The sequence below is a fragment of the Rhodoblastus acidophilus genome (assembly GCF_900187365.1).
Taxonomy (GTDB): Bacteria; Pseudomonadota; Alphaproteobacteria; order Rhizobiales; family Beijerinckiaceae; genus Rhodoblastus; species Rhodoblastus acidophilus.
On record NZ_FYDG01000002.1, the window covers coordinates 585,360 to 611,060 of the forward strand.

Sequence of the window (25,701 nt, forward strand, 5' to 3'; positions counted from 1 at the left end):
GTCCGCCTGATCGGCAATGGCTGCAGACGATGCCGCGAGCCGCTTTCCTTCAAGAATTTTCCTATGAGGGAGCCAGCAGAAAACACCAAACTGCTCAAAATCGCGGCTTTTGCTGGAGGCGACCGGAAGGTTGAGAACCAACCCTCAACCGACGCCTAGGCTATCGCGATGCAGAAAGCGCAACTTGGTATTTGCTTATCTGCAGATTAGACGTTTTTTCTCATCAAGCCAAGCACAAACTGCAACTTCCATTCCCTGCGATAATGCGGGGGCGTCAGGATGGTTCCGGTTGCGGCGCCCTCACCCTTCCACGGCGACGACGCGGTCGCGGCCGCCATGGTCGCGGCGACAGGAGATGGCGTCCCAACCGGCGGCGCGCAGCAAATCCGACACCTCGCCCGCCTGCCGCCAGCCGATTTCAACGCAAACGACGCCGCCCGGGCGCAGCAGCCGCCGCAATTCGCCCGCCAGCAGGCGATAGGGCGCAAGGCCGTCGGGACCGCCGTCGAGCGCCAGCAGCGGGTCATGGTTGCGCACTTCGCAATCCAGCTCTGCGATTTCAGCATGGCTGATATAGGGCGGATTGGAGACGACGAGATCGAACGGGCCGGACAGCGCGGCGGTCCAGTCGCCGCGAATCACTTGTCCACGCCCGGCGAGGCCAAGCTGGGCCAGATTCGCCTGCGTGGCCGCGCAAGCGTCGGGCGACAGATCGACGCCGACGCCGAACGCGTCGGGACGCGCATCGAGCAAGGCGCACAGGATCGCGCCGGAGCCGACGCCGAGATCGACAATGCGCGGGTTCGTCGCGCCCGTCTTTGCCAGCAGTTTCAGCGCGGTTTCGACCAGAATTTCCGTATCGGCGCGGGGATCGAGCACGTTGGGCGCGACCAGCAGGTCCAGGCCGAAAAAATTGGTCGATCCGGTGATGCGATTGACCGGCTCGCCCGCCAGACGCCGCGCCGCGAAGCCCCGCAACCGCCCGGCGGCGGCGCCAAGCGGCTCCGCGTCGCGCGTGAGCAGGGCGAGCGCGTCCAGCCCGGTCGCCGCCCCTAGCAGAATGCGCGCCTCAAGGTCCGCCGGCTCCTTGCCGGCGGCGGACAGGGCGGCGGACAGACGCCGTCGCGCCGCCGACAGGGAATCGTCGGCGGCGAAGGCGGGGGATTCGGTCAGCTCTGCGCTCCCGCCGCCTTGCCGAGCACGCGGATCAGGCGGGCGGCGAAGGCGCTGGAATCGTGGGGCTGTTCGCCGTCCATCAGCCGGGCCTCGTCGAACAGCAGCCAGACGGCGTCCTCGAACAGGGCCTGGTCGCCGGTCCTGGCCTCCAGCGCCTTGACCAGCGGATGGGCGGGATTGATCTCCAGCACCGGCTTGGCCTTGTCCGGCGCCTGGCCGTGCGAGGCCAGAATCTGCTGCAGGCGCAGGTCGAGCCCGAATTCCGGCGCGATCAGGCAGGCCGGGCTGGTGGACAGGCGGTCGGACACGCGCACGTCCTCGACCACGCTTTCCAGCACGCCCTTGGCGGCGGCGACGAATTTGGCCGACGCTTCCGGGTTTTCGTCCTTTTTCTGCGACTCGTCGGTGACTTCGATGTCCTTGATGTCGGCCGACCCCTGGGTGATCGACTTGAACGGCTTGCCGTCAAAGCCGGTCGCGCTCGACGCCCAGAACGCGTCGACGGGATCGCTGAGCAGAAGAACTTCCACGCCGCGGGCGCGAAACCCTTCGAGTTGCGGGCTGGCGGCGATGCGCTCGGCCCCGTCGCCCGCGATGTAATAGATCGCGGTCTGGTTGGGGCGCAGGTTGGCGACATAATCCGTCAGCGAGCGCCCGCCTTCGGGTTTTTCCGTGGTGGCGAAGCGCGCCATCTTGAGCAGGGCGTCACGGCGCTCGGGATCCTCGTACAGGCCTTCCTTGAGCACGGCGCCGAAATGCTTCCAGACTTCGTCGAATTTATCCGGCTCGTTTTCGGCCAGCTTGGTCAATTCCTGCAGCAGGCGATTGGCCACGCCCTTCTTGATCGCGGCATAGACGGCGTTCTGCTGCACCAGTTCGCGCGACACATTGAGCGGCAGGTCCGGCGAATCCACCACCAGCCGCATGAAGCGCAGATAGCCCGGCAGCAGGTCGGCGTCCTTGGAAATCAGCACGCGCCGCGAATAGAGCTTGGCCTTGCCTTTGCGCGAGGGGTCGAACAGATCGAACGGCCGCGAGCCCGGCACGAAGGCCAGCACGGTATATTCGGCGCGCCCTTCCGCCTTCCAGTGGATGGTGAGGGCGGGCTCGTCGAACTGGCCCGACAGGTTCTGGTAGAAATCCTTGTACTGCTCGGGGGTGATCTCGGACTTGTTTTTCGCCCAGAGCGCGGCGCCCTCGCCGATGCGGCGCGGCTCCTCGCCGGGCTTTTCCACCAGGTCGATCGGGGTGGCCACGGCGCTGGAATGTTCGGAAATCAGCCGCTCGATGGTGTAGGGCTTGGTGTAAGCCTCCTTCGACTCCTCATTGAGGTGAAGGATGACGCGCGAGCCCCGAGCCGGGGCCTCGCCGAGCGGCAGCGGCGACACTTCGTAATCGCCCTTGCCGTCGGAGGTCCAGCGCCACGCGGTTTCCTCGCCGGCGCGGCGGGTTTCGACCACCACGCGGTCGGCGACCATGAAGGCGGAGTAAAAACCGATGCCGAACTGGCCGATCAGTTCGGCGGCGTTGGGGGAATTTTCGGCGACCTTCATCTTTTCCAGGAAGGCGCGGGTGCCGGAATTGGCGATGGTGCCGAGCGCGGAATTCAGCTCGTCGCGGTTCATGCCGACGCCATTGTCGATCACGCTGAGGGTTCCGGCCTCCGGGTCGAGCGCGACCTTGATCGAGAAGGCTTCGCCGTCCTGGGTCAACGCGGAATCGCTATTGGCCTCGTAGCGCAGCTTTTCGCAGGCGTCGGCGGCGTTGGAAATCAGTTCGCGCAGGAAAATATCGCGTTCCGAATAAATCGAATGCACCATCAGGTGCAGCAGGCGCGCTACGTCAGCCTGGAAAACGTGCTTTTCAGCGGGGGCCGCGGTCTCGTCCGTCATCTTCTCCTCGTATGCTTGGACTGGAGGTCTCCGCGCCGTCATATCGGGCTTTGATGGCGGATTTCAACCCTTGCATGGCCGGCGAAAGCGGTTCATCCTTTTGTCATGCAACTTGCGTGGGGCGCGTTTGGATCAGGAACCGACCGAACCCAGTTTCCAGCTCTACCGGCTATCGCCGCCCGAGACGGCGACCGTCGGGTTTGACCGGCGCGAGTTGCAGGCCATCCTCAATATTTACGGCCGCATGATCGCCCTGGGCGAATGGCGCGACTACGCCATGGATTTTTCGCCGCAGCGGGCGATTTTTTCGATTTTCCGGCGGACGGGCGAGGCGGCGTTCTACCGCGTGGTGAAAGAACCGAAGCTCGCGCGCAAGCAAGGGGCGTATTCGGTGGTGGCGCAGACCGGGCTGATCCTGAAGCGCGGGCCGGATTTGGCGCGCGTGCTGGCGGTGATGGAGAAGAAGCCGGTGGCGGTGGTTTAGCGCGTCGGCGCGATTTCGTTCAGAAATGCTCTTTCTCGTCCTCCGCCTTCACTTCGTGTTTCATGATCAGCGGCGTCTGCGACAGGGCGAAGATCACCGTCAGCGGCATGATGCCAAAACTTTTGAAGCCGGCCCAGAAATCCCAGCTTTGCGTCAGCCGCACGGCTTCGTTCAGCCCCGCCAGCACGAAGAAGAACAGCCCCCAGCGCAGCGTCAGCTTGCGCCAGCCCTGCTCGTCGAGGTGCAGCACGCTGTCCAGCGCCGCCGGCAACAACAGCTTGTTCATCGCCAGCCCGATCAGCAGGGCGCAGCCGAACAGGCCGTTGACGATGGTGGGTTTCAACTGGATGAACAGCTTGTCCTGAAAGATAAACGTCAGCCCGCCGAAAAACAGCACGGCCACCGCCGTCACCACCGGCATGACCGGCCATTGCCGCGTCAGCGCCCGGGAGGCGATCAGCGCGGCCAACACCGAAACCATCAGCACGCCGGTCGACGTCAGAATCGCCAGCTTTTCCGGCGTCAGGCCCGCCGGCAACGCCGGCGCCAGCAGGCCGGTAAACAAAGCGGGTTTGGAATTGGCGAGAAAAAACAGGCCGAGCGGCCCCATTTCCAGCACAAATTTCAGCAGCGGATTGACTTTTTTCTTCGGCGAAACGGTCATTCAAATCACTCGTCAAATCCCGCGATGGCGCGGGCGAAATCGCGGGCGGCGAAAGGCTCCAAATCGTCGGCCTGTTCGCCCACGCCGATGAAATGCACGGGCAGGCGGAATTTTTCGGCGATGGCGACGAGAATGCCGCCGCGCGCGGTGCCGTCGAGCTTGGTCATCACCAGACCGGTGACGCCGGCGACCTTGCCAAAAATATCGACCTGATTCAAGGCGTTCTGGCCGACGGTGGCGTCGAGCACCAGCAGCACGGCATGGGGCGCGTCCGGATCGACCTTGCCCATGACGCGCACGATCTTGTCCAGCTCCGCCATGAGTTCGGTGCGGTTTTGCAGCCGCCCCGCCGTGTCCATCAGGACGATGTCGATGTTCTGCTCCTGCGCCTGCTTGATGGCGTCGAAGGCCAGACCGGCGGCGTCGGCGCCGGGCGCGCGGGCGATCACCGGCACGTTCTGACGCTCGCCCCAGACCTTGAGCTGTTCAATCGCGGCGGCGCGAAACGTGTCGCCGGCGGCGAGCATCAACGTCTTGCCTTCCTCCTTGAATTTCTTGGCCAGCTTGCCGATCGTCGTGGTCTTGCCGGAGCCGTTGACCCCGACCACCAGAATGACGAACGGCTTGTGGCTGGCGTCGATCTCCAGCGGCTGCGCGACGGGGTCGAGCACGCGCTCGACCTCCTCGGCCAGAATGGCGCGGACTTCCTCCGGCTCGATCTGCTTGTCGTAGCGGCCCTTGCCGACGACGCTGGCGATGCGCGAGGCGACGCTGACGCCCAGATCCGCGCGCACCAGCACGTCCTCCAAGTCCTCCAGCGTGTCGGCCGACAATTTCCGCTTGGTGAAAATGTCGGCGATGCCCTGGGTGATCGACGAGGACGACCGCGCCAGGCCGTCGCGCAGGCGGCGCCACCAGCTCTTCTTCATTTCCGGCGGCGACGACGGCCCGCCCGGCGACGGGGGAATTTCGAGCGGCGGCTGGCTCGGCTGCGGGTCGATCGCCGGCGGCATTTCCGGCGGCTCGGGCGTCGCGGGTTCGGGCGTCGGCGCGGGAATGGGCTGCGGCTCGGGCGTCGGCCCCGGCGGGACCGGCGCCGGCGTCGGCTGCTCGGGCTTCGGGGCGGGCGAAGGTTCGGGCGAGGGGTCCGGCGCGGGCGCCAGCGAAGGCTCGGGCGTGGGGGCCGCCTTCGACTTCACGCCGAACATGCGTTCCATGAAAGTGGAGCTTTTTTTCACTTCGCTCATGCGCGCCTCCGAGGCCCTTCTCAGCGTAAGGACGATCTGCGATAAGCGGGCATGATCGCCCGCGCAATCCCTAAACGCCGAATCTTCGCCAAATGACGCAGGATGAAATATGCGCCCGCCTGCTTTATCGCGACGGCCTGATCCTGGTGGTGGACAAGCCCGCGGGCTTGCCGGTGCATCGCGGCCCCAAGGGCGGCGAGGCGTTCGAGGATTCCTTCAAGCATCTTCGCTTCGGCCTGCCGCGCGATCCTGCTTTGGGGCATCGTCTCGACAAGGACACGTCGGGCTGCCTGGTGCTGGGGCGCCACCGCAAGGCGCTGGAAAAGCTGATGAAGCTGTTCAAGCAGGGGCGGATTTCCAAAACCTACTGGGCGCTCGTGCGCGGCGGGCCGCGCGAGAACGAGGGGTTGATCGATCTGCCGCTCGGCCGTCTCGACGCCACCAGGGGCTGGTGGATGAAGGTGGACCCGCAGGGCCAGCCGGCGCAGACGCGCTGGCGGGTGTTGGGGCGCGGCGGCGATCTGTGCTGGCTGGAGCTGAAGCCGCTGACCGGCCGCACTCACCAATTGCGCGTGCATTGCGCCGAATTGGGCTTCGCCATTTTCGGCGATCCGATCTACGGCCCCGGCGCGGCGCCGGACGAACGCCTGCATCTGCACGCGCGCGCCATTTCCATTCCCTTGGCCAACGCCAAGCCGCCAGTCGAGGTCGAGGCCTGCGCGCCGGACCATATGAAAACCCTGCTCGCGGCCTGCGGCTGGACCCCGGCGCTCGACGCGGCGGTCTTGGCCGCGCGCAAGGCGCGGGAGGCGGCGCAGCTGGCGAGGGCCGAAACCGAAGCCTGATTTCGGCATTGGACGGATGACCGGCGCCGCGATCTGGCGCATAGTCGGGATCATCCATGGGTTTGGGGCGGAAACGCCCAAGTCTCGATTGACGGGTTTGACATGGGCAGGACTTTAATAATGGGCAGGGCATGGGCACGACACCGTCATCGCTGAGCGCAAGACTGTCCTTTTCCTTCGTCGTCGTTTTCGCCACAGTCGCCTTCGCCTGGCTGCTGCTGCCGTTCTATGGCGCGATCCTGTGGGCGGCCATTCTCGCCATTGTGGTGGACGCCGCCAACAAGCGGTTCGTCGCGATGTTGAACGGCCGGAAGACCGCCGCCGCCGCGCTGTCCGTGCTGACCTGCGTCTGCATCATCGTGCTGCCGGCCGCGCTGGTTTTCGCCTCGCTGACGCGGGAAGCGACGGCGCTCTATGTCGCCACCCGCGACCGCGAATTCGATCCGGCGAAAACGCTCGACCAGATCTGGTCGGCGATTCCCGCCTCGCTGCGCGATTTCGTCGCCAACAACAGTTTCATCGACATCGGCGACTTCAAGGCGAGCATCAACGCGCTGGTCGGGCAATTGAGCCAGTCCGTCGCCACCGGCGCGCTCAGCGTCGGCCAGGGCACGGCCATGCTGCTCGTCAATATCCTGCTGATGCTCTATCTGCTGTTCTTCTTCGTCCGCGACGGCGCCAGTCTCATCGAGACGATCAAGAAGGCCAGCCCGTTCGAGAGCCGCCACACCGAACATTTCTTCGGGCGGTTTTCCGCCGTGGCGAAATCGACGGTGATGGGCAGCATCATCGTCGCGGTCGTGCAGGGCGCGATCAGCGGCGTGATGTTCTGGGTGGTCGGCATTCCCTCGGTGCTGATCTGGTCGGCGCTGATGACGCTGCTGTCGCTGCTGCCGGCCATCGGCGCCGCGCTGATCTGGGCGCCGGCGGCGATCTATCTCGTCGCGACGGGCGCCGCCGCCAAAGGCCTGATCCTCGCCGTGACGCTCGGAATCGCCAATACGGCGGTGGACAATTTTTTGCGCCCGCTGCTGGTGGGCAAGGGCATTCGCCTGCCCGATTATGTCGTGCTGGTCGCGACCATCGGCGGGTTGGCGTCGTTCGGGGTCAACGGGCTGGTGATCGGCCCGTTGATCGCGACCATGTTCTTCTCGGCCTGGTCGCTGTTCAGCGACGACCCCGGATGGGCGACGCAAAAGTGAGGCCGGGCGGCGGGTCACAAGGCGCATTGCCCTTGATCGCCCAATGCTGTAGGCAATCGGCCTGAAATTCGGAGTGGATCATGGGTTACAAGGTCGCTGTCGTCGGCGCCACGGGCAATGTGGGCCGCGAAATGCTGGATATTCTGGCCGAACGCCAGTTCCCGGCGGATGAAGTGGTGGCGCTCGCCTCCTCGCGCTCCATCGGCACGGAAGTCTCCTATGGCGACAAAACCCTGAAGTGCAAGCATCTCGACACTTATGACTTCTCCGATGTGGACATCGCCCTGATGTCGGCGGGCGGCGACGTCTCCAAGGCCTGGTCGCCGAAGATCGGCGCGCAGAAGTGCGTCGTGATCGACAATTCCTCGGCCTGGCGCTACGACGCCGACGTGCCGCTGGTCGTGCCGGAAGTCAACGCCGACGCGCTCAAGGATTTCGGGCGCAAGAACATCATCGCCAATCCCAACTGCTCCACGGCGCAGCTGGTGGTGGCGCTCAAGCCGCTGCATGACGCGTTTATCGTCAAGCGCGTGGTGGTCTCGACCTACCAGTCGGTGTCCGGCGCCGGCAAGGACGCCATGGACGAACTGTTCGCCCAGACCCGCGCGGTGTTCGTGTCCGATCAGGTCGAGAGCAAGAAATTCCCCAAGCGCATCGCCTTCAACCTCATTCCGCAGATCGACGTCTTCATGGAGGACGGCTTCACCAAGGAAGAGTGGAAGATGATGGCCGAGACCAAGAAGATTCTCGACCCCAAGATCAAGCTCACCGCCACCTGCGTGCGCGTGCCCGTGTTCATCTCCCATTCGGAATCGGTGAACGTCGAATTCGAGAAGCCGGTAACGGCGGACGAGGCGCGCAATATCCTGCGCGAGGCGCCGGGCGTACTGGTGATCGACAAGCGCGAGACCGGCGGCTACATCACCCCGCATGAAGCGGCGGGCGAGGACGCCACCTATATTTCGCGCATCCGCGAGGACGCGACCGTGGAGAACGGCCTCGCCTTCTGGTGCGTGTCGGACAATCTGCGCAAGGGCGCGGCCCTCAACGCGGTGCAGATCGCCGAGGCGCTGATCAACCGAAAGCTGCTCACGCCAAAGAAAAAGGCGGCCTGAGCAGTCAAACGAACCGGCGCCGCAAGCGCCGGTTTTTCGTTGGGAGGCAGAATGGAGCCGAAAGTCGACACCATTAATGAAATCAGACTGCCGGAGGGCTTGCGGCCCTTCAACAACGCCGTGCTGGACGCCATGTCCTGGCTCAACGGCGTCGCCCATCTCGTGCTGGGCCTGGCGCTCGGCGCCGCGGTTCTCCTGTTCACTTGGCTGTTCATCCAGGACATCATGACGGCGCTGGGGGCGGACAATCTCGCCCAGGGCTTCCTGCACGGCCTCGGCACGTTGATGCTGCTGTGGACGGTCTCGGCGCTGATCACCGCCGAAATCCGCTACATGCGCGGCCACCAGCTGACGGTGGACACGTTCGTCGAGGTCGCCATCGTGGTGCTGGTGCGCAAGCTCATCACCATGCCCGTGCAATCGACCCTGCCGAGCCCGCAGGAATTCCTGCTCTGGGTCGCGGCGGCGCTCTTGCTCGGCCTGATGTATCTCGTCGTCCGCTACGCCCAGACGATCAGCGTCGACGAACCGGCCGCCCAGCCGCCCGCCGCCTCACTCGCCGAGCGTGGGGGCCTTGGCGACCGCCGATCCGGCCGTTAACGCCTCGTTTCGCCTCCGCGACGCGCGGGCGTCCGGCCGTTTCTGCGCGATGCGCTGCGCGGGCGCATAGCCGACATCGGCCACCGCTTTCACCAGGGTCAGGCGGCCGTCGGCGCCGCCGAGGTCCATGCGCGCAAATTCGGCGTATTTGAACCGGATCGGCATGGTGCAGACCGGCCGCGCGGCTTTCGTGGCCGTGTCGCATTCGCGCTCGATCGTCGCGCGCGCCGACGCCGGCTCGACCTCCGTCAGCTCCACCCGGAAATGCCCGGACGAACACTGGAACCGGTGCAGGTCGGCGTAGAAGCAGCGGGCGCGCGTCTCGACGATCTTGCCGATCCATTTATGCGTTTCGGCGCGCAGGTCGGCGCCGGACAACCGCACCACGCCGCCGCGCTGCGCCAGCAGATCGAACTTGACCTTGTCGCCGCTCTCGGGCGGCGCCGGCTGGGCGTCGTCGGGCGGCACGGTCATGAACGCCACCACGCCCAGATCGGTCCTGTTGGCGATCATGCCGACCCCGCCCTCGAACGGGCCGTTCCTGAACACGGTCGCCGATTGAATCGCCGCCAGCGGCGGCAAGACGCCGCAGCCGGCGATCAGGTCGGAGGACCCGACGAACGCCTCCACCAGCAAAGCCTTGAGATCGTCGATCGACGCGCAATACAGGCCGCCCTTGGAGCCGACGATGAAATCCGAGGCGGACCCGGCGGCGACCGATAGCGCCCAAAAAAACATGAAAAAGAAAATACGGCGCAACATGGGCCAAATCCCGACGGCTGCCGCAACGTAACCCTAAGCTTGGCCGTGGTCATGCGGAAATCTGCGGGCGCCGCATGAATTCACAAAAAATTCATGCGGCCTTTTGCAGAACGGCGCCATTGCAGGCCTGATGCGATGCAGTTGAACGCGGGGCCGGCCCGGCGCCTAACCATGGCCTCGCCGTCGCAGAACCGGCGCATACTTGCCTGACATTTGTTTTTTAAGGGTTTTTTAACCAATCTCACCGCAGCAGCGCGACAACATGCGCCGCGATCGCCAGCGAGGACGTCAAGCCCGGGCTTTCGATGCCAAAAAGGTTGATCAGGCCGGGAACGCCATGAATGTTCGGCCCGTCGATGCGGAAATCCGCCGACGGCTGGTCCGGTCCAGCGATTTTCGGCCGTATTCCGCAATAGGACGGGGTGAGCGCGCCTTTCGCCCCCGGCCAGTAGCGGCGAATCGCGGCGCCAAAAAGCTCGGCGCGGGCGGGATCGACCGCGTAGTCGATGGTCTCCACCCATTCGACGTCCGGGCCGAATCGCGCCTGCCCGCCGACGTCGAAGGTGAGATGCAAGCCGACGCCATGGGGCGTGGGCATGGGATAGATCAGCCGCGAGAACGGGGCGCGGCCCGGCAGGGTGAAATAATTGCCCTTGGCGTAGCGGGTTTCCGGGATATGGCTGGGGTCCAGCCCCGCAATGGCCTGTGCGACGCGGGAGGCCGACAGGCCTGCGCAATTGACCAGCAGGCCGGTTTTCAACCGCATCGGCTCCGCGCCGCCAGCCTCGACCTCGACGCCGTCATCATCGATCCGGGCGGAGACGAACGGGGTCTTGAGCGCGAACGACGCGCCCGCCGCCTCGGCGTCGCCGCGCAAAGCAAGAAAATAGGCGGCGCTGTCGAAAATGCCGGTGGACGGCGACAGGATCGCGCCGACGCAGGCCACGGCCGGCTCCAGCGCCCCCGCCTCCTCCGCCGAGATCAGTTTTAAATCGTCCACGCCATTGGCGGCGCCTTTGTCCGCAAGCGCGCGCAGGCCGGGCATTTCGCTCTCGTCGGCGGCGACCACCAGCTTGCCGCATTTTTTGTGCGTGACGCCGTGCGCGGCGCAATAATCGTAAAGCGCGTGGCGCCCGGCGACGCATAGACGGGCTTTCAGGCTGCCGGTCGGATAATACAGGCCGGCGTGGATCACCTCGCTGTTGCGCGAGGACGTTTCCGAGCCGATGCGGTCGGCCGCCTCCAGCACGACCACGCTGCGCCCGGTGAGGGCCAACGCGCGGGCGACGGCGAGGCCGATGACGCCGGCCCCGACCACGAGGGCGTCGACATCAGTCATGGCTGAACTGCGCCGGGCGCTTTTCCACGAAAGCCGCCATGCCCTCCTTCTGGTCGTTCATCGCGAAAGTCGCCTGGAACAGCCGGCGCTCGAACCGCACGCCCTGCGCAAGGCCGGTTTCGAAGGCGACATTGACCGCCTCCTTGTTCATGCGGGTCGAGGGCAGCGACATCGCGGCGATGGTTTTCGCGGCCTCCAGCGCCTCGTCCATCAGGCGGTCCGGCGCCACCACCCGCGAGACGAGGCCGGAGCGTTCGGCCTCGGCGGCGTCCATCATGCGTCCCGTCAGCACCATATCCATGGCCTTGGCCTTGCCCACGGCGCGGGTCAGGCGCTGCGAGCCGCCGATTCCCGGCATCACGCCCAGCTTGATCTCGGGCTGGCCGAATTTGGCGGTGTCAGCGGCGATGATGAAATCGCAGATCATCGCCAGTTCGCAGCCGCCGCCGAGCGCATAGCCGGAGACGGCGGCGATGATCGGTTTTCGCACGGCGCCGAGCAAATCCCAGAGGTGAAACCAGTCGAGCCTGTGCGCGTCCATATACGACAGGCCGGTCATTTCCTTGATGTCGGCGCCCGCCGCGAACGCCTTGGCGGAGCCGGTCACGACCATGCAGCCGACGCTCTCGTCCGCGTCCAGTTCGCGCGCGGCGTCGGTGAGGTCGCGGGCCATTTGCACGTTGAGCGCATTGAGCTGCTTGGGACGGTTGAGCGTGATCACGGCGACGCGGTCGCGGCGCTCGACCAGAATGGTTTCGTAACTCACTTCACCCCTCCGCCCCCCTCAGGAATTCGATGATACCTGAAAAATCTTTTTCCGCGCCTCCGCCATTGGCGAAGGCGGCGAAAATTTCCGCCGCGCGGCGGCCGAGCGGCGTGGAGGCGCCCGACCCTTGCGCCGCCGCCTGCGACAGATTGAGATCCTTCAGCATGAGCGCGGTCGCGAAGCCGGGCGCGTAATCGCGGTTGGCGGGGCTGGCCGGCACCGGGCCGGGCACCGGGCAATAGCTGGTGAGCGACCAGCATTGGCCCGAGGCCGTGGAGGCCACGTCGAACAGGGCCTGATGGCTGAGGCCGAGCTTCTCCCCCAAAACAAAGGCTTCGGACACCGCGATCATCGAGACGCCGAGGATCATGTTGTTGCAGATTTTCGCGGCCTGCCCGGCGCCGGGGCCGCCGCAATGCACGATTTTCTTGCCCATGGCTTCGAGGATCGGTCGCGCCAGCGCCACGGCGTCGTCGGCGCCGCCGACCATAAAAGTGAGGGTCGCGGCGGTCGCGCCGCCGACCCCGCCAGACACTGGGGCGTCCACCGATTTCAGCCCCCGTTTCGCGGCGAGGTCATGCGCTGCGCGGGCGCTGTCCATATCCACGGTCGAGCAGTCGATCAGCAGCGCGCCTTTTCTGGCGCTGCGCAGCAGGCCGTCGTCGCCGTCGAGGGCGGCGAGCAAATGCTTGCCCGCCGGCAGCATGGTCACGATCACATCGGCTTGCTCTGCGGCGGCCGCCCCGCTCGGCGCGGGCTCCACCCCGCCCTCGCGCGCCTTGTCCAGCGCGGCGGCCGAAAAATCGAAGCCGAGCACGCGTTTGTCCGCCTTGGCCAGATTCACGGCCATCGGCCCGCCCATATTGCCAAGGCCGATAAAAGCGATGGTGGTCATGTCTCCTCCCTCATTTTTGTTCGATCAGACGGCGGGCGACGATCAGCCGCATGATTTCGTTGGACCCTTCGAGAATCTGGTGCACGCGCAGGTCGCGCACGATTTTTTCGACGCCGTAATCGGCGAGATAGCCGTAGCCGCCGTGCAATTGCAGCGCGTCATTGGCGACGGCGAATCCGGCGTCGGTGACGAATTTCTTCGCCATGGCGCAGAGCTGGGTCGCATCCGGCGTCTTGGCGTCGAGCGCGCTGGCGGCGCGCCACAGAAAGGTGCGGGCCGCCTCAAGGTCAATCGCCATATCGGCCAGACGGAATTGCAGCGCCTGGAAATCGTTCAGCTTTTTGCCGAACGCCTGACGCTCGCCCATATAGGCCAAGGTCTTGTCGAGCGCCGCCGCCGCCCCGCCGAGCGAGCAGGCGGCGATGTTGAGCCGGCCGCCGTCGAGCCCGGCCATGGCGATCTTAAAACCCTGGCCTTCCTCGCCGAGGCGGTTGGCGGCGGGAATGCGGCAGTCGTCGCAGATCACCTGCCGCGTCGGCTGGGCGTTCCAGCCCATTTTCCGCTCGTTAGCGCCGAAACTCAGGCCGGGCGCGTCCTTCTCCACCACAAAGGCGGTCATTCCGCGCGCGCCGTCGTCCGAGGTGCGGGCCATCACGATATAGACGTCGGAAGCGCCGGCGCCGGAGATGAACTGTTTGACGCCGTTGAGGACATAAAAATCGCCGTCGCGGCGCGCCTTCATCTTGATGGCGGCGGCGTCGGAGCCGGCCGAAGGTTCGGTCAGGCAATAGGAGGCCAGCAGGTCCATGCAGGTCAGGCCCGGCCCCCATTTGCCGCGCTGGGCCGCGTCGCCGAAGCGGTCGATCATCCAGGTCGCCATATTGTGGATCGAGAGATAGGCGGCCACGGCCGGACAGCCGCCCGCCAAAGCCTCGAAGATCAGGACGGCGTCGAGCCGCGTCAGGCCGGAGCCGCCGATGTCCTCGCCGGTGTAAATGCCGCCCATCCCCAGGGCGGCGGCTTCGCGCAGCACATCCACGGGGAAATGCTTGCGCTCGTCCCAGTCGAGCGCGTGCGGCGCGATTTTTTCCCGGGCGAAGGTTTGCGCCATGTCGGCGATGGCGCGGTGGTCGTCGTTGAGGGCAAAGAATTGGGACAACATGATCTTTCGTGACGGCGCTGGCTCCCTCTCCCCGTTTACGGGGAGAGGGCGGGGGGTGAGGGGCCGGGGCGTTGGCTTCAATGCCGTCAGGAAAGCATTCGGGCGGGCTTTCCTGACGACGCCGAGGATCATGCCCCTGCCCCTCACCCTAACCCTCTCCCCGTGTACGGGGAGAGGGGACGGATCGAGGCTGAACTTACCAACATTTTCCGCTTGGAAAACGCCCGCCCATACACGTTCGATCTGCGCATTTACGGCAAGACTTTGGTCTAATAGCCGTGCAATCATGGATTTTCGCACATTGGTTCCGCAACGGCGTCCCTTGCTCGAAAAGCCGGACTCTCCCAAAAATCAACAAAAAGGGAGGCGCAATTGCGCGAATTGACGCATTTTATCGGGGGCCGGCACGTCAAAGGGACGTCGGGCCGTTTTGCGGAAGGGTTTCTGCCCATGACCGGCGAGACGATCTCGCGCGTGCCGCTGGCGTCCGCGGCCGAGGTTCGGGCGGCGGTGGAGAACGCCCGCGAGGCGCAGCCAGCCTGGGCGGCGGTCAATCCGCAGCGCCGGGCGCGGGTGATGATGAAATTCGTCGAACTGCTGAACCGCGACATGGACGCGCTCGCCAACCTTTTGGCGCGCGAGCATGGCAAGACCGTGCCCGACGCGCGCGGCGACATCCAGCGCGGGTTGGAAGTGGCGGAATTCTGCATCGGCGTGCCGCATCTGCTGAAGGGGGAATACACCACCGACGCCGGGCCGGGCATCGACCTCTATTCGCTGCGCCAGCCCTTGGGCGTCGTGGCGGGCATCACACCGTTCAATTTCCCGGCGATGATCCCGATGTGGAAGTTCTGCCCGGCCATCGCCTGCGGGAACGCCTTCATTCTCAAGCCGTCCGAGCGCGATCCCGGCGTGCCGCTGCGACTGGCGGAGCTGATGATCGAGGCGGGGCTGCCGGCCGGCGTGCTCAACGTCGTCAATGGCGACAAGGAGGCGGTGGACGCGCTTCTGGACGATCCCGACATTCGCGCCGTCGGCTTTGTCGGCTCGACCCCGATCGCCGAATATATTTACGCGAGAGGCTGCGCACACGGTAAGCGCGTGCAGTGCTTCGGCGGGGCGAAAAACCATATGGTGATCATGCCCGACGCCGATCTCGATCAGGCGACCGACGCGCTGATCGGCGCCGGCTATGGCTCGGCGGGCGAGCGCTGCATGGCGATTTCGGTGGCGGTGCCGGTCGGCGAAGCCACCGCCAATGCGCTGATCGAAAAGCTGATTCCGCGCGTCGAGTCGCTGCGGGTCGGGCCGTCCACCGACCCTTCCGCCGATTACGGGCCGGTGGTGACCCAGGCGCATCTGGAGAAAATCAGGTCCTATGTCGACATTGGCGTCAGCGAGGGGGCCAAGCTGCTGGTCGATGGCCGTGGCTTCTCGCTGCAGGGCTATGAGAACGGCTTCTATATGGGCGGCTGCCTGTTCGACCGGGTCACGCCGGACATGCGCATCTACAAGGAGGAGATTTTCGGCCCGGTGCTGTCGGTGGCGCGCGCCGAAAATTTCGAGACCGCGCTGCGGCTGTGCAACGACCATGAATATGGCAATGGCGTCGCCATCTACACCCGCGACGGCGACACGGCGCGCGATTTTTCCGCGCGCGTCAATGTCGGCATGGTCGGGGTGAACGTGCCGATCCCCGTGCCGCTGGCGTATTACACGTTCGGCGGCTGGAAGCGGTCCTCGTTCGGCGATCTCAACCAGCACGGTCCCGACGCCGTGCGCTTTTACACCAAAACCAAGACGGTCACGTCACGTTGGCCTTCCGGCGTCAAGGAGGGCGCGAGCTTCGTGATTCCCACGATGCATTAGCGCGACTTCCAGCCCGACGCCGGCGAGCGGCGGGGGGACGGGGGCGGTTCGGACTGCGGTCCGGGGAGGCCGGCCCGTCCTCCCGAATGAGCCGCGCCTCCATCACATGAAAAAAGAGGCGCCGCGTCAAAATCAAGCCGCGCGGCGCCGGCGAAATCAGGAAAGCGCGTAAGGAACGAGCGGGCCGAGGGTCATGACGGTGGCCAGAGCGATCGCAGCCCATTCGGACGGGGTGATACGCGGCATAGTCGGACCTCCATGTGTATTCCGGTGAGGAACTCATTCCCTCACATCTGTTACAAAGTTATGTTTTCGAACGGGATTTGCAATTCAGAACGGCTTATACGACTATAAGCGCGTCTTTGGCGGCTCGCCGCTTGGGAAGCAGGTGTTCGAATTCATATTACTCATCGGCAATTGATCATTTTCGAAGCCGTTGGACGCCTGAACTCGATTTCGCGGGCGGCGGCCGAACTCAACCTCACGCAACCCGCTGTTTCCATGCAGGTGAAGCAGCTCGAGGAGCAGGTCGGGCTGCCGCTGATCGACCATGTCGGGAAAAAGCTCGTCCTTACGGAAGCCGGCGACGAGCTGATCGGCCATGCGCGAGACGTGATCGCCCGGCTGGCCGACCTCAAATCCGCCATGCGCCAGCATGTGAGCCTGGAATGCGGCATCCTGCGCATCGCCCTGGTTTCGACCGTCAGCTTCTTCCTGCCGCGCTTTGTCAGCGCCTATGTCAAGCGTCACCCTTCCGTGCGCATCAGCCTGCAGGTCGACAATCGCGACGCCGTGCTGGCCGCGCTGATGGACAAGCGCACGGATATCGCCATCACAGGCCGTCCGCCCGAGGACGCCAGCTGCGTGGCGCATCGGTTCATGGACAATCCGCTGGTGGCGATCGCGCGGCCCGATCACCGCTTCGCCGGCATGGAGCGGGTGTCGCTCGACCTGCTCTGCGAGGAAACGCTGATCGCGCGCGAGCAGGGGTCGGACACGCGGGCGGCGGCGGAGCGGTTTTTCGCGGAACGCGGGCTGGAATACCGCTCCAACTGCGAAGTCAACACCAATGAGGCGGTCAAGCAGGCGGTGGCGGCGGGGCTCGGCCTGGGCATCGCGCCGCTGCAGACCATCGAACTCGAACTGGAGACGCGCCGGCTGGCCGTGCTGCCGGTGGAGGAATTCCCGATCCTGCGCCACTGGTATCTGCTGCATCGGGCGGACAAGCGCCTGCCGCTGGCGGCGCGCGCGTTTTGCGAGCTGTTTCTCGATCAGGCCGCGCTGCCGGAGTGACGCGCCGGATCAGGCGGGCGGCGCCTCCTCCTCCCTGATATGCACCGCCAGCCACAGCGTCGGCGGGTCCTGCTGCGTCCATTCGACGCGGTGGCGGCGGCGCGGCGCGATCAGAATGTGGTCGCCGGGGGCGAACAAGCGGTCTTCCGTCTCGTCCTCAAACCGCAGCCGCGCGGCGCCGGAAAGCAAGACCACCCATTCCGTCCAGTTCTGGTCGTACCAGAAGCCGGGCGGGCTGGCCTGCCCGGTCGAGACGATGCGTTCGATCATCACGCCGGGCCGCTCGAACAGAACGCAAATGTCCTCTTCGATCGAGGCGAGGGGCAGGTCTTCGAACAGATTGGGCGTCGGGGTCATGGCGGGTCCAGGAACAGGGCTTTTTCCGCCTCCACCGCCGCATAGATATGATCGGCGACGGCGCGGACTTGGGGGAAATCCCGGCCGTCGGCGTGCATCAGCAGATAGAAGCTGCGGGTGACGGCGATGTCGTCGGGCAGAATCGGAACCAGCGTTTCCTGGGCCTTCGCCATGAAACGCGGCAGCACGGCGACGCCCAGGCCCGCCAGCACCGCATTCAATTGCGCGATCAGATTGGCGCTGCGGAATTGCGCCGGCAGGCCCGGCAGGATTTTCGGCAGATAGTCCAGTTCCGGCGTGAACAGCAATTCCGGGATATAGCCGATCAGCCGGGCGGTTTTCAGATCGTCGCGGGTTGCGATGGCGCCGTGGCGGGCGAGATAGTCGCGCGAGGCGTAGAGGTAGAGATGGTAATCCACCAGCTTGCGCCCGAAAATGCGCCCCTCGCGCGGCAAGGCGAGGCTGATGGCGATGTCGGCCTCGCGTTTCGACAGCGAAAACAGCCGCGCCGTCGCCACCAGTTCGAGCTGCAATTCGGGATGCCGGTCGGCGAGCGGGGCGAGGCGGGGCGCGAGGAAGAACGAGCCGAAGCCGTCGGGAGCGCCGACGCGCACCGTTCCGGCGAGCCGCGCCGCGTCGCCGGAGATTTCGGCGTGGCCGCCGCGAATTTGCGATTCGATCAGCTCAGCCATGCTGGCGGCGCGGCGGCCGGCGTCCGTGAGTTCGTAGCCGGTCTTGCGGCGGGCGAACAATTTGGCGCCGAGGTCGCGCTCGAGCCGGTCGATGCGGCGGATGATGGTGGCGTGATCGACGCCGAGCTTTTTCGCGGCGGCCGAAACCGTGCCGTCGCGCGCGACCGCCAGGCAAAATTGCAGATCGTTCCAGTCGAGCGGCATCGAAACCTCGCGGCCCCATTCTGCAAAGGTTCCGGCCAGCGCGCAAATCCATTGCGCACTTTTGCCAAGTTTCGCGCGGCGGCGGCTCCGCCTATAGGTGCGAGATGACCGATGAAGCCGAAATCCTGCTCGCCCGCCACGGCCGTCTCGGCCTGATCACGCTCAATCGCCCCAAGGCGATCAATGCGTTGACCCTGAACATGGTGCGCATCATGACGCGCGCCCTGACCGACTGGGCGGCGGACGACCACGTCGGCGCCGTGCTGATTCGCGGCGCGGGCGAGCGCGGGCTATGCGCCGGCGGCGACATTGTGGCGATCTACAACGCCGCCAAATCCGGCGATCCCGCGCCCGTGGCGTTCTGGCGCGAGGAATATGCGCTCAACCTGATGATCGCGGATTATTCCAAGCCCATCGTAGCGGTGATGCATGGCGTGGTGATGGGCGGCGGCGTCGGGATTTCGGCCCATGCGGCGCATCGCGTGGTCACGGAAGGGTCGAGCGTCGCCATGCCCGAGGTCGGCATCGGCTTCATTCCCGATGTCGGCGGCACCTATTTGCTGTCGCGCGCGCCGGGCGAACTGGGGACCCATCTGGCGCTGACCGCCGGGCGCGCCGGGCCGGCGGATTGCCTGCTGCTCGGCCTCGCCGACCTCTTCATCCCGCAGGACCGGCTGTCGCGGCTCCCCGACGATTTGCGCGACTGCGGCTCGCACGATCAGGCCCGCGCCGTGCTTGCGGCGCTGTCCGCCCCGGCGGGGCCGGCGCCGCTGGCGGACGCCCGCGGCTGGATCGACGCGGCTTACGCCGCCGACAGCGTGGAGGCCATCGCGGCGCGGCTCGACGGCCTGCCCGATCTCTCAGCGCAAGCGGCGCTGGAGCTGTTGCGGCGACATTCGCCGATTTCGCTGAAAGTCACGTTGCGCGCGTTGCGCAAGGCGCGCGCCCTCGGCGCGCTGGCGCCCTGCCTCGCCATGGAGCTGAAGGCGGCGACGGCCTGCCTCGGCGGGCATGATTTTCCCGAAGGCATCCGCGCGGCGGTCATCGACAAGGATCGCGCGCCGAAATGGGCGCCGGCGCGGCTGGAAGACGTCGGCGAGGACCAGGTGGCCCGCTATTTCGCCTGACCCCGGCTAGATATGGTAGCTCATCGCCAGTTCCGGCGGATCGCTCAGCGCCCGCATGTCGGCGAGCGTGTGGCTGTCGAGCACCTCGGCGATGGCGTTGCGCGCCTTGACCATCATCAGCCGGACGGCGCAGCCTTTCTCGTCGCCGCAATCGTCGCAGGGGCGATAGGCGGTGACGCTGGCGCATTGGATCGGCGCCAGCGGGCCGTCGAGCACGCGCACGATCTGGCCGACGCTGATCTTGTGCGCCGGCTGCGCCAGGGCGTAGCCGCCGCCCTTGCCCTTTTTGGAAAACACCAGACCGGCGTTGCGCAATTCCGACAGGATCTGGTCGAGAAATTTCTTCGGAATTGCGTTGCGGTCCGCGATGTCCTGCACCTGGGCGAGCGCGCCCGGCTCGACCCCGGCGAGATGGACCATGGCCTTGAGGCCGTATTTTCCCTTGTTGGTGAGCATTCCGCACTTCCTTCGCCGGCGATCCTATCAGCATTGGGCCGGAACAATCCAGTAAATGAATGGAAAAGCTGAGAACAGCGTGTTTGTCTAACTTTCATGCGTTTCATGCGATAGTCGTCTCCCATGACGACCGAATCGCCGCGCGGCAAGATTTTCGCCGACCGAACCCTGCCGCTGATGCTCGCCCTGGGCTTTTCCTCGGGCCTGCCGTTCCTGCTGGTGTTCTCCACCCAATCGACCTGGCTGCGCGAAGTCGGGGTCTCCAAGGAGGCCATCGGCATGATCTCCTGGGTGGCGCTGGCCTATTCGCTGAAATTTTTATGGGCGCCGCTGCTCGACCGGTTTGACGCGCCGATCTTCGGCAAAGCGCTGGGGCGGCGGCGCGGCTGGATGGCGCTGATCCAGATCGGCGTGGCGCTGTGTCTGGCGGGCCTGTCCTTCGGCCATCCCGGCGAGGGGCTGCTCTGGACCATCTGTTTCAGCTTCCTGCTGGGGTTCTGCGGCTCGACCCAGGACATCACCATCGACGGCTGGCGCATCGCCGTGGCCCCGCCCGAGCGGCAGGGCGCGCTGTCCGCCGCCAGCCAGGTCGGCTACAAGATCGCGCTGCTCTGCGCCGGCGCCGGGGCGCTCTATATCGCGCAATATCAATCGTGGCGGGCGGCCTATCTGGCGATGGCCTGCCTGATGGTCGTGGGCTTTATCGCCAATCTGTTCGCGCCCGAACCAAACGCCCACATCGAGACCGCGCCCGGCGCGCGCAAATCGCTGATCGAGACCTACGCCGAGCCATTAAAAGAGTTTTTCGCGCGAAATGGGCGGTCCACCCTGCTGTTCCTGCTGCTGCTGGCGCTTTACCGGCTGCCGGATTTCGTCTCGGGCGTGATGGCCAACCCGCTTTACATCGACCTCGGCTTTTCCAAGACCGACATCGCCAACATCACCAAGATTTTCGGGTTTGGCGTGGGGCTGGCCGGCATATTCGTCGGCGGCTGGAGCGCGTCGCGCTTCGGCCTGATGCCGACGCTGCTGGTCGGCGGGATCGCGGCCTCGGCCTCGCATCTGAGCCTCGCCCTGCTGGCGCATATCGGGCAGAACCTGCACATGCTGACCGTGGCGATCTGCGTCGAGAATTTCGCCGGCGGCTTCGCCGGAACCGCGCTGGTCGCCTTCATGTCGTCGCTGGTGTCGCCGCTGCACGCCGCCGCGCAATATGCGCTGCTGTCGTCGCTTTACGCGCTGCCGGGCAAGATTCTCGGCGGCTTCTCGGGCTTCGCCGCCGCCAAATTCGGCTATTCCGCCTTTTTCGTCGGCACCAGCTGCATCGGAGTGCCGGTCGTGGCGCTGTGCGTCGCCGTGTGGCGCGCCCATGCGGCCCAAGGCGCTGGCGCCGAGGAAAACTCTCTGGCATGAAATGACATTTGGAAAAACAGGTGAGCCGATGACCGCGCCGCTGCCGATCAAGACCGTTGCAACCAAACCTTTCGCCGACCAGCGCCCGGGCACGTCGGGCCTGCGCAAAAAAACCAGGATGTTTCAGCAGCCGCACTATCTCGCCAATTTCGTCCAGTCGATTTTCGCGTCGCTGGAGGGGTTTGAAGGCAAGGCGCTGGTGCTGGGCGGCGACGGCCGCTTCTTCAACCGCGAAGCCATCCAGATCATCCTGAAAATGGCCGCCGCCGCCGGCTTTGGCGAAATCATCGTCGGGCGCGGCGGCATCCTGTCCACGCCCGCCGCCTCCGCCGTGATCCGTCATGAACAGGCGTTCGGCGGCATCGTGCTGTCGGCCAGCCACAATCCCGGCGGCCCCGACGCCGATTTCGGCATCAAATACAATATTTCCAACGGCGGCCCCGCCCCCGAAAAGATCACCGAGGCGATTTTCGCCCATAGCAAGGTCATCGAGAGCTATCGCACCCTCGAAGGCCCCGACGTCAATATTGACGAAATCGGCCATTCCTGGCTCGTCGGGACAAAGGTGCGGGTGATCGATCCCGTGGCGATCTATCGCGACCTGATGGCCAGCCTGTTCGATTTCGACGCGATCAAGAAACTGTTCGCCTCGGGCTTCACCATGAAGTTCGACGCGATGAGCGCGGTCACCGGCCCCTACGCCAAGGCGATTCTGGAAGGCGATCTCGGCGCCGCGCCGGGAAGCGTGCTCAATGGCGAGCCGCTGCCGGATTTCGGCCATCACCATCCCGACCCCAATCTGGTCCACGCCAGACATCTCTATGACCTGGCGATGTCGGACGCGGCGCCGGACATGTGCGCGGCTTCGGACGGCGACGGCGACCGCAATCTGGTGATCGGGCGCGGCCAGTTCGTCACGCCCTCTGACTCGCTGGCGATCATCGCCGCCAACGCCCATCTGGCGCCGGGCTATCGGCAGGGAATCGCCGGGGTGGCCCGCTCCATGCCGACCAGCCGCGCCGCAGACCGGGTGGCGGCCAAGCTCGGCGTCGGCATGTACGAAACCCCCACCGGCTGGAAATTCTTCGGCAATCTGCTCGACGCCGGCAAGGTGACGGTGTGCGGCGAGGAAAGCGCCGGCGCCGGCTCCAACCACGTCCGCGAGAAGGACGGCCTGTGGGCCATTCTGATGTGGCTCAACATTCTGGCGGCGCGCCAGCAGAGCGTGAAGGAGATCGTTCGCGCCCATTGGGCCGAATTCGGCCGGCATTATTATTCCCGCCACGATTACGAGGAGGTGGCGACCGAAGGCGCCAACGCCCTGGTGGCGGGTTTGCGCGCAAAACTGACGAGCCTGCCGGGCCAGAGTTTTGGCGCGCTAAAAGTCGAGGCCGCCGACGATTTCGCCTATCACGACCCGATCGACGGTTCGATGTCCAAACAGCAGGGCGTGCGCGTGCTGTTCGCCGACGGCTCGCGCATCGTCTATCGCCTGTCCGGCACCGGCACGTCCGGGGCGACCCTGCGCGTCTATATCGAACGGTTCGAGCCCGATCCGGCCCGCCACGATCTGGAAACCCAGGCGGCGCTGGCGGATCTGATCGCGCTGGCGGAACAGCTCGCCGGCATCAACCAGCACACCGGGCGCGACAAGCCGAGCGTGATCACCTGAGCGCGCGGGGGTAAACCCCGCGCCGGCTTTCGCCGTTTCTGCTATCCTTGCGTTATGCCTGCACCCGCATCCCGGGAGGTCGCAATGGATACGGAACTGGCCAAGAACCTGGCGGCGCAGCGCCTGGAAACGCAGCTGGCGCGCGCCGCCGACATTCGCAAGCGCTCGCGCACCGGCGCGGCGCGAGGGGCGCGGCTGCGGCTGCGCACATGGCAGGCGGCGCGGTTGGCGCGCACCCATGCGGATTTGCTAGCGGACCCGAAATACGCCGCCGCCGCCCGCTTCTTTCTCGTCGATCTCTATGGCCCGCAGGATCACGTCATGAACGAGGAGGCGATCCTGCGCGTGCTGCCTTTGATGAAAAAAGGCCTTCCGGCCTCGGGCCTCGACTCCATCGCCGACGCCATCGAACTCGACGCGCTTTCGGAATCGCTCGACGCCGACATGGCCCTGCGGGTGGAGGGCGGCGCGCCCTATGGCGAGGCGTACCGCCAGACCGGCCGGCGCGACGACCGCCTCCGGCAGATCGAACTGATGCGCCATCTCGGCGTCAAGCTGCACGCGCTCACCAAGGCGCCGCTGATCGGCCTCGCGCTCAAGGCGCTGCGCACGCCCGCGCAGGTCGGCGGCTTCGGCGACATGCACGATTTTCTGGAGCGCGGCTATTCCGCCTTCCGGCAGGCGGGCGACGCCCGCGCCTTTGTTGAAATCGTCGCAAGGCGCGAAGAAGAGATCAGTTCGGGCTTGTTTTCCGGCGACGACAGCCCTCTGATGGCGTGACCAGACACGGCCCTTGGCGCGAAAGGACGCGGCCATGAATTTCGACTATTGCATCGTCGGCGGCGGCTCGGCGGGCGCGGCGCTGGCGGCGCGATTGAGCGAGGACCCCGACGTCTCCGTCTGCCTGCTGGAGGCGGGCGGGCGCGGCGACAGTCTGCTGGTGCGCCTGCCCGCCGCCACCGTGGCCATGATTTCGGGACGCCCGAAGCTCAACAACTGGGCGCTGTGGACCACGCGGCAAGCCGGCCTCAACCGGCGCAAAGGTTTTCAGCCGCGCGGCAAGGCGCTGGGCGGCTCCTCGGCGATCAACGCCATGCTGTACATTCGCGGCCACCGCGCCGATTACGACGGCTGGGCGCGCAACGGCTGCCCCGGCTGGGGCTGGGACGACGTGCTGCCCTATTTCCTCAAGGCCGAAAAAAACATCCGCCCGGACGCGCTGCACGGCGGCGCCGGCCCGCTGCATGTGTCCGACCAGCGCGCGCCCCGCCCGATCTCCAAGGCTTTCGTCGCCGCCGCCGCGGCCTGCGGCCACCGCGTCCGCGACGATTTCAACCGGGGCGAGACCGAAGGCGTCGGCCTCTATCAGGTCACCCAATTCCACGACGCGCAGCGGCGGGGCGAGCGTTGTTCGGCCGCCGCCGCCTATCTCCATCCCCTGAAAAACCGCCCCAATCTGGCGGTGCTGACCGAAACGCGCGCCACCAAAATCCTGTTCGAGGGCAAGCGGGCCGTCGGCGTCGCCTGCGTGCAGGGCGGGGTCGAGCGGCAGGTGATGGCGAGCCGCGAAGTCATCCTCAGCGCCGGCGCCTTCGGCTCGCCCCATCTGCTGCAATTGTCCGGCGTCGGCCGCTCCGAGGACATTCGCCCGCACGGCCTCGCCATGGTCCACGAATCGCCCGGCGTCGGCCAGAACCTGCAGGACCATCTCGATTTCATCCTGTCCTGGACGACCGCCGACGCCAACAATTTCGGCATCAGCCTCGCCGCCGCGCGCAATCTCGTCGGCCATATAAAAAGCTGGCGGCGCGAGCGCGGCGGCATGCTCGCCACGCCCTTCTCCGAGGGCGCCGGCTTCCTCAAGACGCGCCCCGACCTCGACCGTCCCGACGCGCAACTGCATTTCGTGATCGGCATCGTCGACAATCACGCCCGGCGCCTGCATCTCGGCCATGGCTTCTGCCTGCACGTTTGCGCGCTGCACCCGTTTTCGCGCGGGCGGGTGTTTCCCAAAAACGCCAACCCGCTCGCCGCGCCCGGCATCGACCCGGCCTTTCTCTCCGACCGGCGCGACCTCGAAACGCTCATTCGCGGCGCGAAAATGGCGCGCGACATCGTGATGACCCCGCCGCTACAGCTTTTTTGCGGCGAAGAACTGTTCGGGGTGCGCGGCGGCATGACCGACGACGAATGGGAAACCCACATCCGCGCCCGCGCCGACACCATTTATCACCCCGTCGGAACCTGCCGCATGGGCGCGGACGCCGAAGCCGTGGTCGATCCCGAACTGCGCGTGCGCGGCGTCGAGGCCCTGCGCGTGGTGGACGCCTCGATCATGCCGACGCTGATCGGCGGCAACACCAACGCGCCGACGATCATGATCGCGGAAAAGGCGGCGGACATGATCCGCCAAAGCGCCAGCGGAACGTCGTCCGGCGCCGCGCATTACGCCTTGGCGGACGGTTGATC

Annotated in this window: 24 protein-coding genes; 12 read left to right on the plus strand and 12 right to left on the minus strand. The window is 65.8% G+C overall.

From position 1 onward, the window contains the following. Window positions 1–300: 300 nt before the first annotated feature. Window positions 301–1,284 carry a peptide chain release factor N(5)-glutamine methyltransferase gene (prmC, locus tag CFB24_RS07990; RefSeq protein WP_338066164.1) on the minus strand — a complete coding sequence of 328 codons (984 nt, stop codon included), beginning with the start codon at window positions 1,282–1,284 and terminating at the stop codon, window positions 301–303. Beyond that, a complete protein-coding gene (gene htpG / locus CFB24_RS07995; protein ID WP_088520028.1) occupies window positions 1,170–3,068 on the minus strand; it encodes a molecular chaperone HtpG in 1,899 nt (632 codons plus the stop codon). Before htpG ends, prmC begins: the two co-directional genes overlap by 115 nt. 127 nt (window positions 3,069–3,195) lie before the next feature. Here htpG and CFB24_RS08000 point away from each other — a divergent pair, with 127 nt between their 5' ends. Beyond that, a complete protein-coding gene (locus CFB24_RS08000; protein ID WP_088520029.1) occupies window positions 3,196–3,552 on the plus strand; it encodes a DUF2794 domain-containing protein in 357 nt (118 codons plus the stop codon). Window positions 3,553–3,571: 19 nt separating this feature from the next. Here CFB24_RS08000 and CFB24_RS08005 read toward each other — a convergent pair whose 3' ends face one another. Beyond that, window positions 3,572–4,216: a septation protein A gene (locus CFB24_RS08005; RefSeq protein ID WP_088520030.1), complete on the minus strand. Its 645-nt coding sequence runs from the start codon at window positions 4,214–4,216 to the stop codon at window positions 3,572–3,574. A gap of 5 nt (window positions 4,217–4,221) precedes the next feature. Beyond that, window positions 4,222–5,463, minus strand: coding sequence for a signal recognition particle-docking protein FtsY (ftsY, locus tag CFB24_RS08010; protein WP_088520031.1), 1,242 nt, complete (start codon window positions 5,461–5,463; stop codon window positions 4,222–4,224). A 92-nt stretch (window positions 5,464–5,555) separates the two neighbouring features. On the opposite strand from ftsY, the gene CFB24_RS08015 reads away from it, so the two are divergent. The 4 genes from CFB24_RS08015 (at window position 5,556) to CFB24_RS08030 (ending at window position 9,225) form a co-directional block, all read left to right on the plus strand. Then, window positions 5,556–6,308 (plus strand): RluA family pseudouridine synthase, encoded by a 753-nt coding sequence (locus CFB24_RS08015; RefSeq protein WP_088520032.1) that lies wholly within the window; start codon window positions 5,556–5,558, stop codon window positions 6,306–6,308. A gap of 131 nt (window positions 6,309–6,439) precedes the next feature. Next, the gene (locus tag CFB24_RS08020; RefSeq protein ID WP_088520033.1) at window positions 6,440–7,510 is read left to right on the plus strand and encodes an AI-2E family transporter; all 1,071 of its coding nucleotides are present in this window, start codon (window positions 6,440–6,442) and stop codon (window positions 7,508–7,510) included. An 80-nt stretch (window positions 7,511–7,590) separates the two neighbouring features. After that, window positions 7,591–8,625 carry an aspartate-semialdehyde dehydrogenase gene (locus tag CFB24_RS08025; RefSeq protein WP_088520034.1) on the plus strand — a complete coding sequence of 345 codons (1,035 nt, stop codon included), beginning with the start codon at window positions 7,591–7,593 and terminating at the stop codon, window positions 8,623–8,625. Between the two features lie 51 nt (window positions 8,626–8,676). Beyond that, the gene (locus tag CFB24_RS08030; protein WP_088520035.1) at window positions 8,677–9,225 is read left to right on the plus strand and encodes a phosphate-starvation-inducible PsiE family protein; all 549 of its coding nucleotides are present in this window, start codon (window positions 8,677–8,679) and stop codon (window positions 9,223–9,225) included. Here the strand turns inward: CFB24_RS08030 and CFB24_RS08035 are convergent. The 5 genes from CFB24_RS08035 to CFB24_RS08055 all read right to left on the minus strand — a co-directional run bounded on the left by CFB24_RS08035 (window position 9,178) and on the right by CFB24_RS08055 (window position 14,149). Then, window positions 9,178–9,987, minus strand: coding sequence for a hypothetical protein (locus CFB24_RS08035; protein ID WP_088520036.1), 810 nt, complete (start codon window positions 9,985–9,987; stop codon window positions 9,178–9,180). The genes CFB24_RS08030 and CFB24_RS08035 overlap by 48 nt on opposite strands. Before the next feature lie 241 nt (window positions 9,988–10,228). Then, window positions 10,229–11,326, minus strand: a complete 1,098-nt coding sequence (locus tag CFB24_RS08040; protein ID WP_088520037.1) for an NAD(P)/FAD-dependent oxidoreductase — start codon at window positions 11,324–11,326, stop codon at window positions 10,229–10,231. Continuing rightward, window positions 11,319–12,092, minus strand: a complete 774-nt coding sequence (locus CFB24_RS08045) for an enoyl-CoA hydratase (protein ID WP_088520038.1) — start codon at window positions 12,090–12,092, stop codon at window positions 11,319–11,321. The genes CFB24_RS08040 and CFB24_RS08045 overlap by 8 nt, the downstream gene beginning before the upstream one ends. Before the next feature lies 1 nt (window position 12,093). Then, window positions 12,094–12,987 carry a 3-hydroxyisobutyrate dehydrogenase gene (mmsB, locus tag CFB24_RS08050; RefSeq protein ID WP_088520039.1) on the minus strand — a complete coding sequence of 298 codons (894 nt, stop codon included), beginning with the start codon at window positions 12,985–12,987 and terminating at the stop codon, window positions 12,094–12,096. A gap of 10 nt (window positions 12,988–12,997) precedes the next feature. After that, window positions 12,998–14,149 carry an isobutyryl-CoA dehydrogenase gene (locus CFB24_RS08055; protein ID WP_088520040.1) on the minus strand — a complete coding sequence of 384 codons (1,152 nt, stop codon included), beginning with the start codon at window positions 14,147–14,149 and terminating at the stop codon, window positions 12,998–13,000. A 372-nt stretch (window positions 14,150–14,521) separates the two neighbouring features. Here CFB24_RS08055 and CFB24_RS08060 point away from each other — a divergent pair, with 372 nt between their 5' ends. Together CFB24_RS08060 and CFB24_RS08065 are read left to right on the plus strand one after the other, a co-directional pair. Continuing rightward, window positions 14,522–16,018 carry a CoA-acylating methylmalonate-semialdehyde dehydrogenase gene (locus tag CFB24_RS08060; RefSeq protein ID WP_088520041.1) on the plus strand — a complete coding sequence of 499 codons (1,497 nt, stop codon included), beginning with the start codon at window positions 14,522–14,524 and terminating at the stop codon, window positions 16,016–16,018. Window positions 16,019–16,435: 417 nt separating this feature from the next. Continuing rightward, a complete protein-coding gene (locus CFB24_RS08065) occupies window positions 16,436–17,311 on the plus strand; it encodes a LysR family transcriptional regulator (RefSeq protein ID WP_244593291.1) in 876 nt (291 codons plus the stop codon). A gap of 9 nt (window positions 17,312–17,320) precedes the next feature. Here the strand turns inward: CFB24_RS08065 and CFB24_RS08070 are convergent, their stop codons facing one another. Further along, the gene (locus tag CFB24_RS08070; protein WP_088520043.1) at window positions 17,321–17,668 is read right to left on the minus strand and encodes a cupin domain-containing protein; all 348 of its coding nucleotides are present in this window, start codon (window positions 17,666–17,668) and stop codon (window positions 17,321–17,323) included. Beyond that, a complete protein-coding gene (locus tag CFB24_RS08075) occupies window positions 17,665–18,564 on the minus strand; it encodes a LysR family transcriptional regulator (RefSeq protein WP_088520044.1) in 900 nt (299 codons plus the stop codon). The genes CFB24_RS08070 and CFB24_RS08075 overlap by 4 nt, the downstream gene beginning before the upstream one ends. Window positions 18,565–18,668: 104 nt before the next feature. Between CFB24_RS08075 and CFB24_RS08080 the strand changes: the two genes are divergently transcribed. Beyond that, window positions 18,669–19,691, plus strand: coding sequence for an enoyl-CoA hydratase/isomerase family protein (locus CFB24_RS08080; protein WP_088520045.1), 1,023 nt, complete (start codon window positions 18,669–18,671; stop codon window positions 19,689–19,691). Between the two features lie 6 nt (window positions 19,692–19,697). Here CFB24_RS08080 and CFB24_RS08085 read toward each other — a convergent pair whose 3' ends face one another. Further along, window positions 19,698–20,147, minus strand: a complete 450-nt coding sequence (locus tag CFB24_RS08085; RefSeq protein WP_088520046.1) for an RrF2 family transcriptional regulator — start codon at window positions 20,145–20,147, stop codon at window positions 19,698–19,700. A 123-nt stretch (window positions 20,148–20,270) separates the two neighbouring features. Here CFB24_RS08085 and CFB24_RS08090 point away from each other — a divergent pair, with 123 nt between their 5' ends. The 4 genes from CFB24_RS08090 (at window position 20,271) to CFB24_RS08105 (ending at window position 25,699) form a co-directional block, all read left to right on the plus strand. Beyond that, entirely contained in the window at window positions 20,271–21,560 is a 1,290-nt protein-coding gene (locus tag CFB24_RS08090; protein WP_088520047.1) for an AmpG family muropeptide MFS transporter, read from the plus strand. A 28-nt stretch (window positions 21,561–21,588) separates the two neighbouring features. Beyond that, the gene (locus tag CFB24_RS08095) at window positions 21,589–23,232 is read left to right on the plus strand and encodes an alpha-D-glucose phosphate-specific phosphoglucomutase (protein WP_088520048.1); all 1,644 of its coding nucleotides are present in this window, start codon (window positions 21,589–21,591) and stop codon (window positions 23,230–23,232) included. A gap of 84 nt (window positions 23,233–23,316) precedes the next feature. Further along, on the plus strand, window positions 23,317–24,012 hold the full coding sequence (locus tag CFB24_RS08100; protein ID WP_088520049.1) for a DUF8198 family protein: 696 nt from the start codon (window positions 23,317–23,319) through the stop codon (window positions 24,010–24,012). A 34-nt stretch (window positions 24,013–24,046) separates the two neighbouring features. After that, the gene (locus tag CFB24_RS08105; RefSeq protein WP_088520141.1) at window positions 24,047–25,699 is read left to right on the plus strand and encodes a GMC family oxidoreductase; all 1,653 of its coding nucleotides are present in this window, start codon (window positions 24,047–24,049) and stop codon (window positions 25,697–25,699) included. Window positions 25,700–25,701: the final 2 nt, after the last annotated feature.

Excerpts from the sequence above, each read along its gene's own strand:
- CFB24_RS08095 (WP_088520048.1), top strand. The coding sequence starts at position 21,589 with ATGACCGCGCCGCTGCCGATCAAGACCGTTGCAACCAAACCTTTCGCC.
- CFB24_RS08100 (WP_088520049.1), top strand. The coding sequence starts at position 23,317 with ATGGATACGGAACTGGCCAAGAACCTGGCGGCGCAGCGCCTGGAAACG.
- CFB24_RS08055 (WP_088520040.1), bottom strand. The coding sequence starts at position 14,149 with ATGTTGTCCCAATTCTTTGCCCTCAACGACGACCACCGCGCCATCGCC.
- CFB24_RS08040 (WP_088520037.1), bottom strand. The coding sequence starts at position 11,326 with ATGACTGATGTCGACGCCCTCGTGGTCGGGGCCGGCGTCATCGGCCTC.
- CFB24_RS08090 (WP_088520047.1), top strand. The coding sequence starts at position 20,271 with ATGACGACCGAATCGCCGCGCGGCAAGATTTTCGCCGACCGAACCCTG.
- htpG (WP_088520028.1), bottom strand. The coding sequence starts at position 3,068 with ATGACGGACGAGACCGCGGCCCCCGCTGAAAAGCACGTTTTCCAGGCT.
- CFB24_RS08035 (WP_088520036.1), bottom strand. The coding sequence starts at position 9,987 with ATGTTGCGCCGTATTTTCTTTTTCATGTTTTTTTGGGCGCTATCGGTC.
- CFB24_RS08005 (WP_088520030.1), bottom strand. The coding sequence starts at position 4,216 with ATGACCGTTTCGCCGAAGAAAAAAGTCAATCCGCTGCTGAAATTTGTG.
- CFB24_RS08075 (WP_088520044.1), bottom strand. The coding sequence starts at position 18,564 with ATGCCGCTCGACTGGAACGATCTGCAATTTTGCCTGGCGGTCGCGCGC.
- CFB24_RS08015 (WP_088520032.1), top strand. The coding sequence starts at position 5,556 with ATGACGCAGGATGAAATATGCGCCCGCCTGCTTTATCGCGACGGCCTG.
- CFB24_RS08080 (WP_088520045.1), top strand. The coding sequence starts at position 18,669 with ATGACCGATGAAGCCGAAATCCTGCTCGCCCGCCACGGCCGTCTCGGC.
- CFB24_RS08020 (WP_088520033.1), top strand. The coding sequence starts at position 6,440 with ATGGGCACGACACCGTCATCGCTGAGCGCAAGACTGTCCTTTTCCTTC.
- mmsB (WP_088520039.1), bottom strand. The coding sequence starts at position 12,987 with ATGACCACCATCGCTTTTATCGGCCTTGGCAATATGGGCGGGCCGATG.
- CFB24_RS08070 (WP_088520043.1), bottom strand. The coding sequence starts at position 17,668 with ATGACCCCGACGCCCAATCTGTTCGAAGACCTGCCCCTCGCCTCGATC.
- CFB24_RS08105 (WP_088520141.1), top strand. The coding sequence starts at position 24,047 with ATGAATTTCGACTATTGCATCGTCGGCGGCGGCTCGGCGGGCGCGGCG.
- CFB24_RS08025 (WP_088520034.1), top strand. The coding sequence starts at position 7,591 with ATGGGTTACAAGGTCGCTGTCGTCGGCGCCACGGGCAATGTGGGCCGC.
- CFB24_RS08030 (WP_088520035.1), top strand. The coding sequence starts at position 8,677 with ATGGAGCCGAAAGTCGACACCATTAATGAAATCAGACTGCCGGAGGGC.
- ftsY (WP_088520031.1), bottom strand. The coding sequence starts at position 5,463 with ATGAGCGAAGTGAAAAAAAGCTCCACTTTCATGGAACGCATGTTCGGC.
- CFB24_RS08085 (WP_088520046.1), bottom strand. The coding sequence starts at position 20,147 with ATGCTCACCAACAAGGGAAAATACGGCCTCAAGGCCATGGTCCATCTC.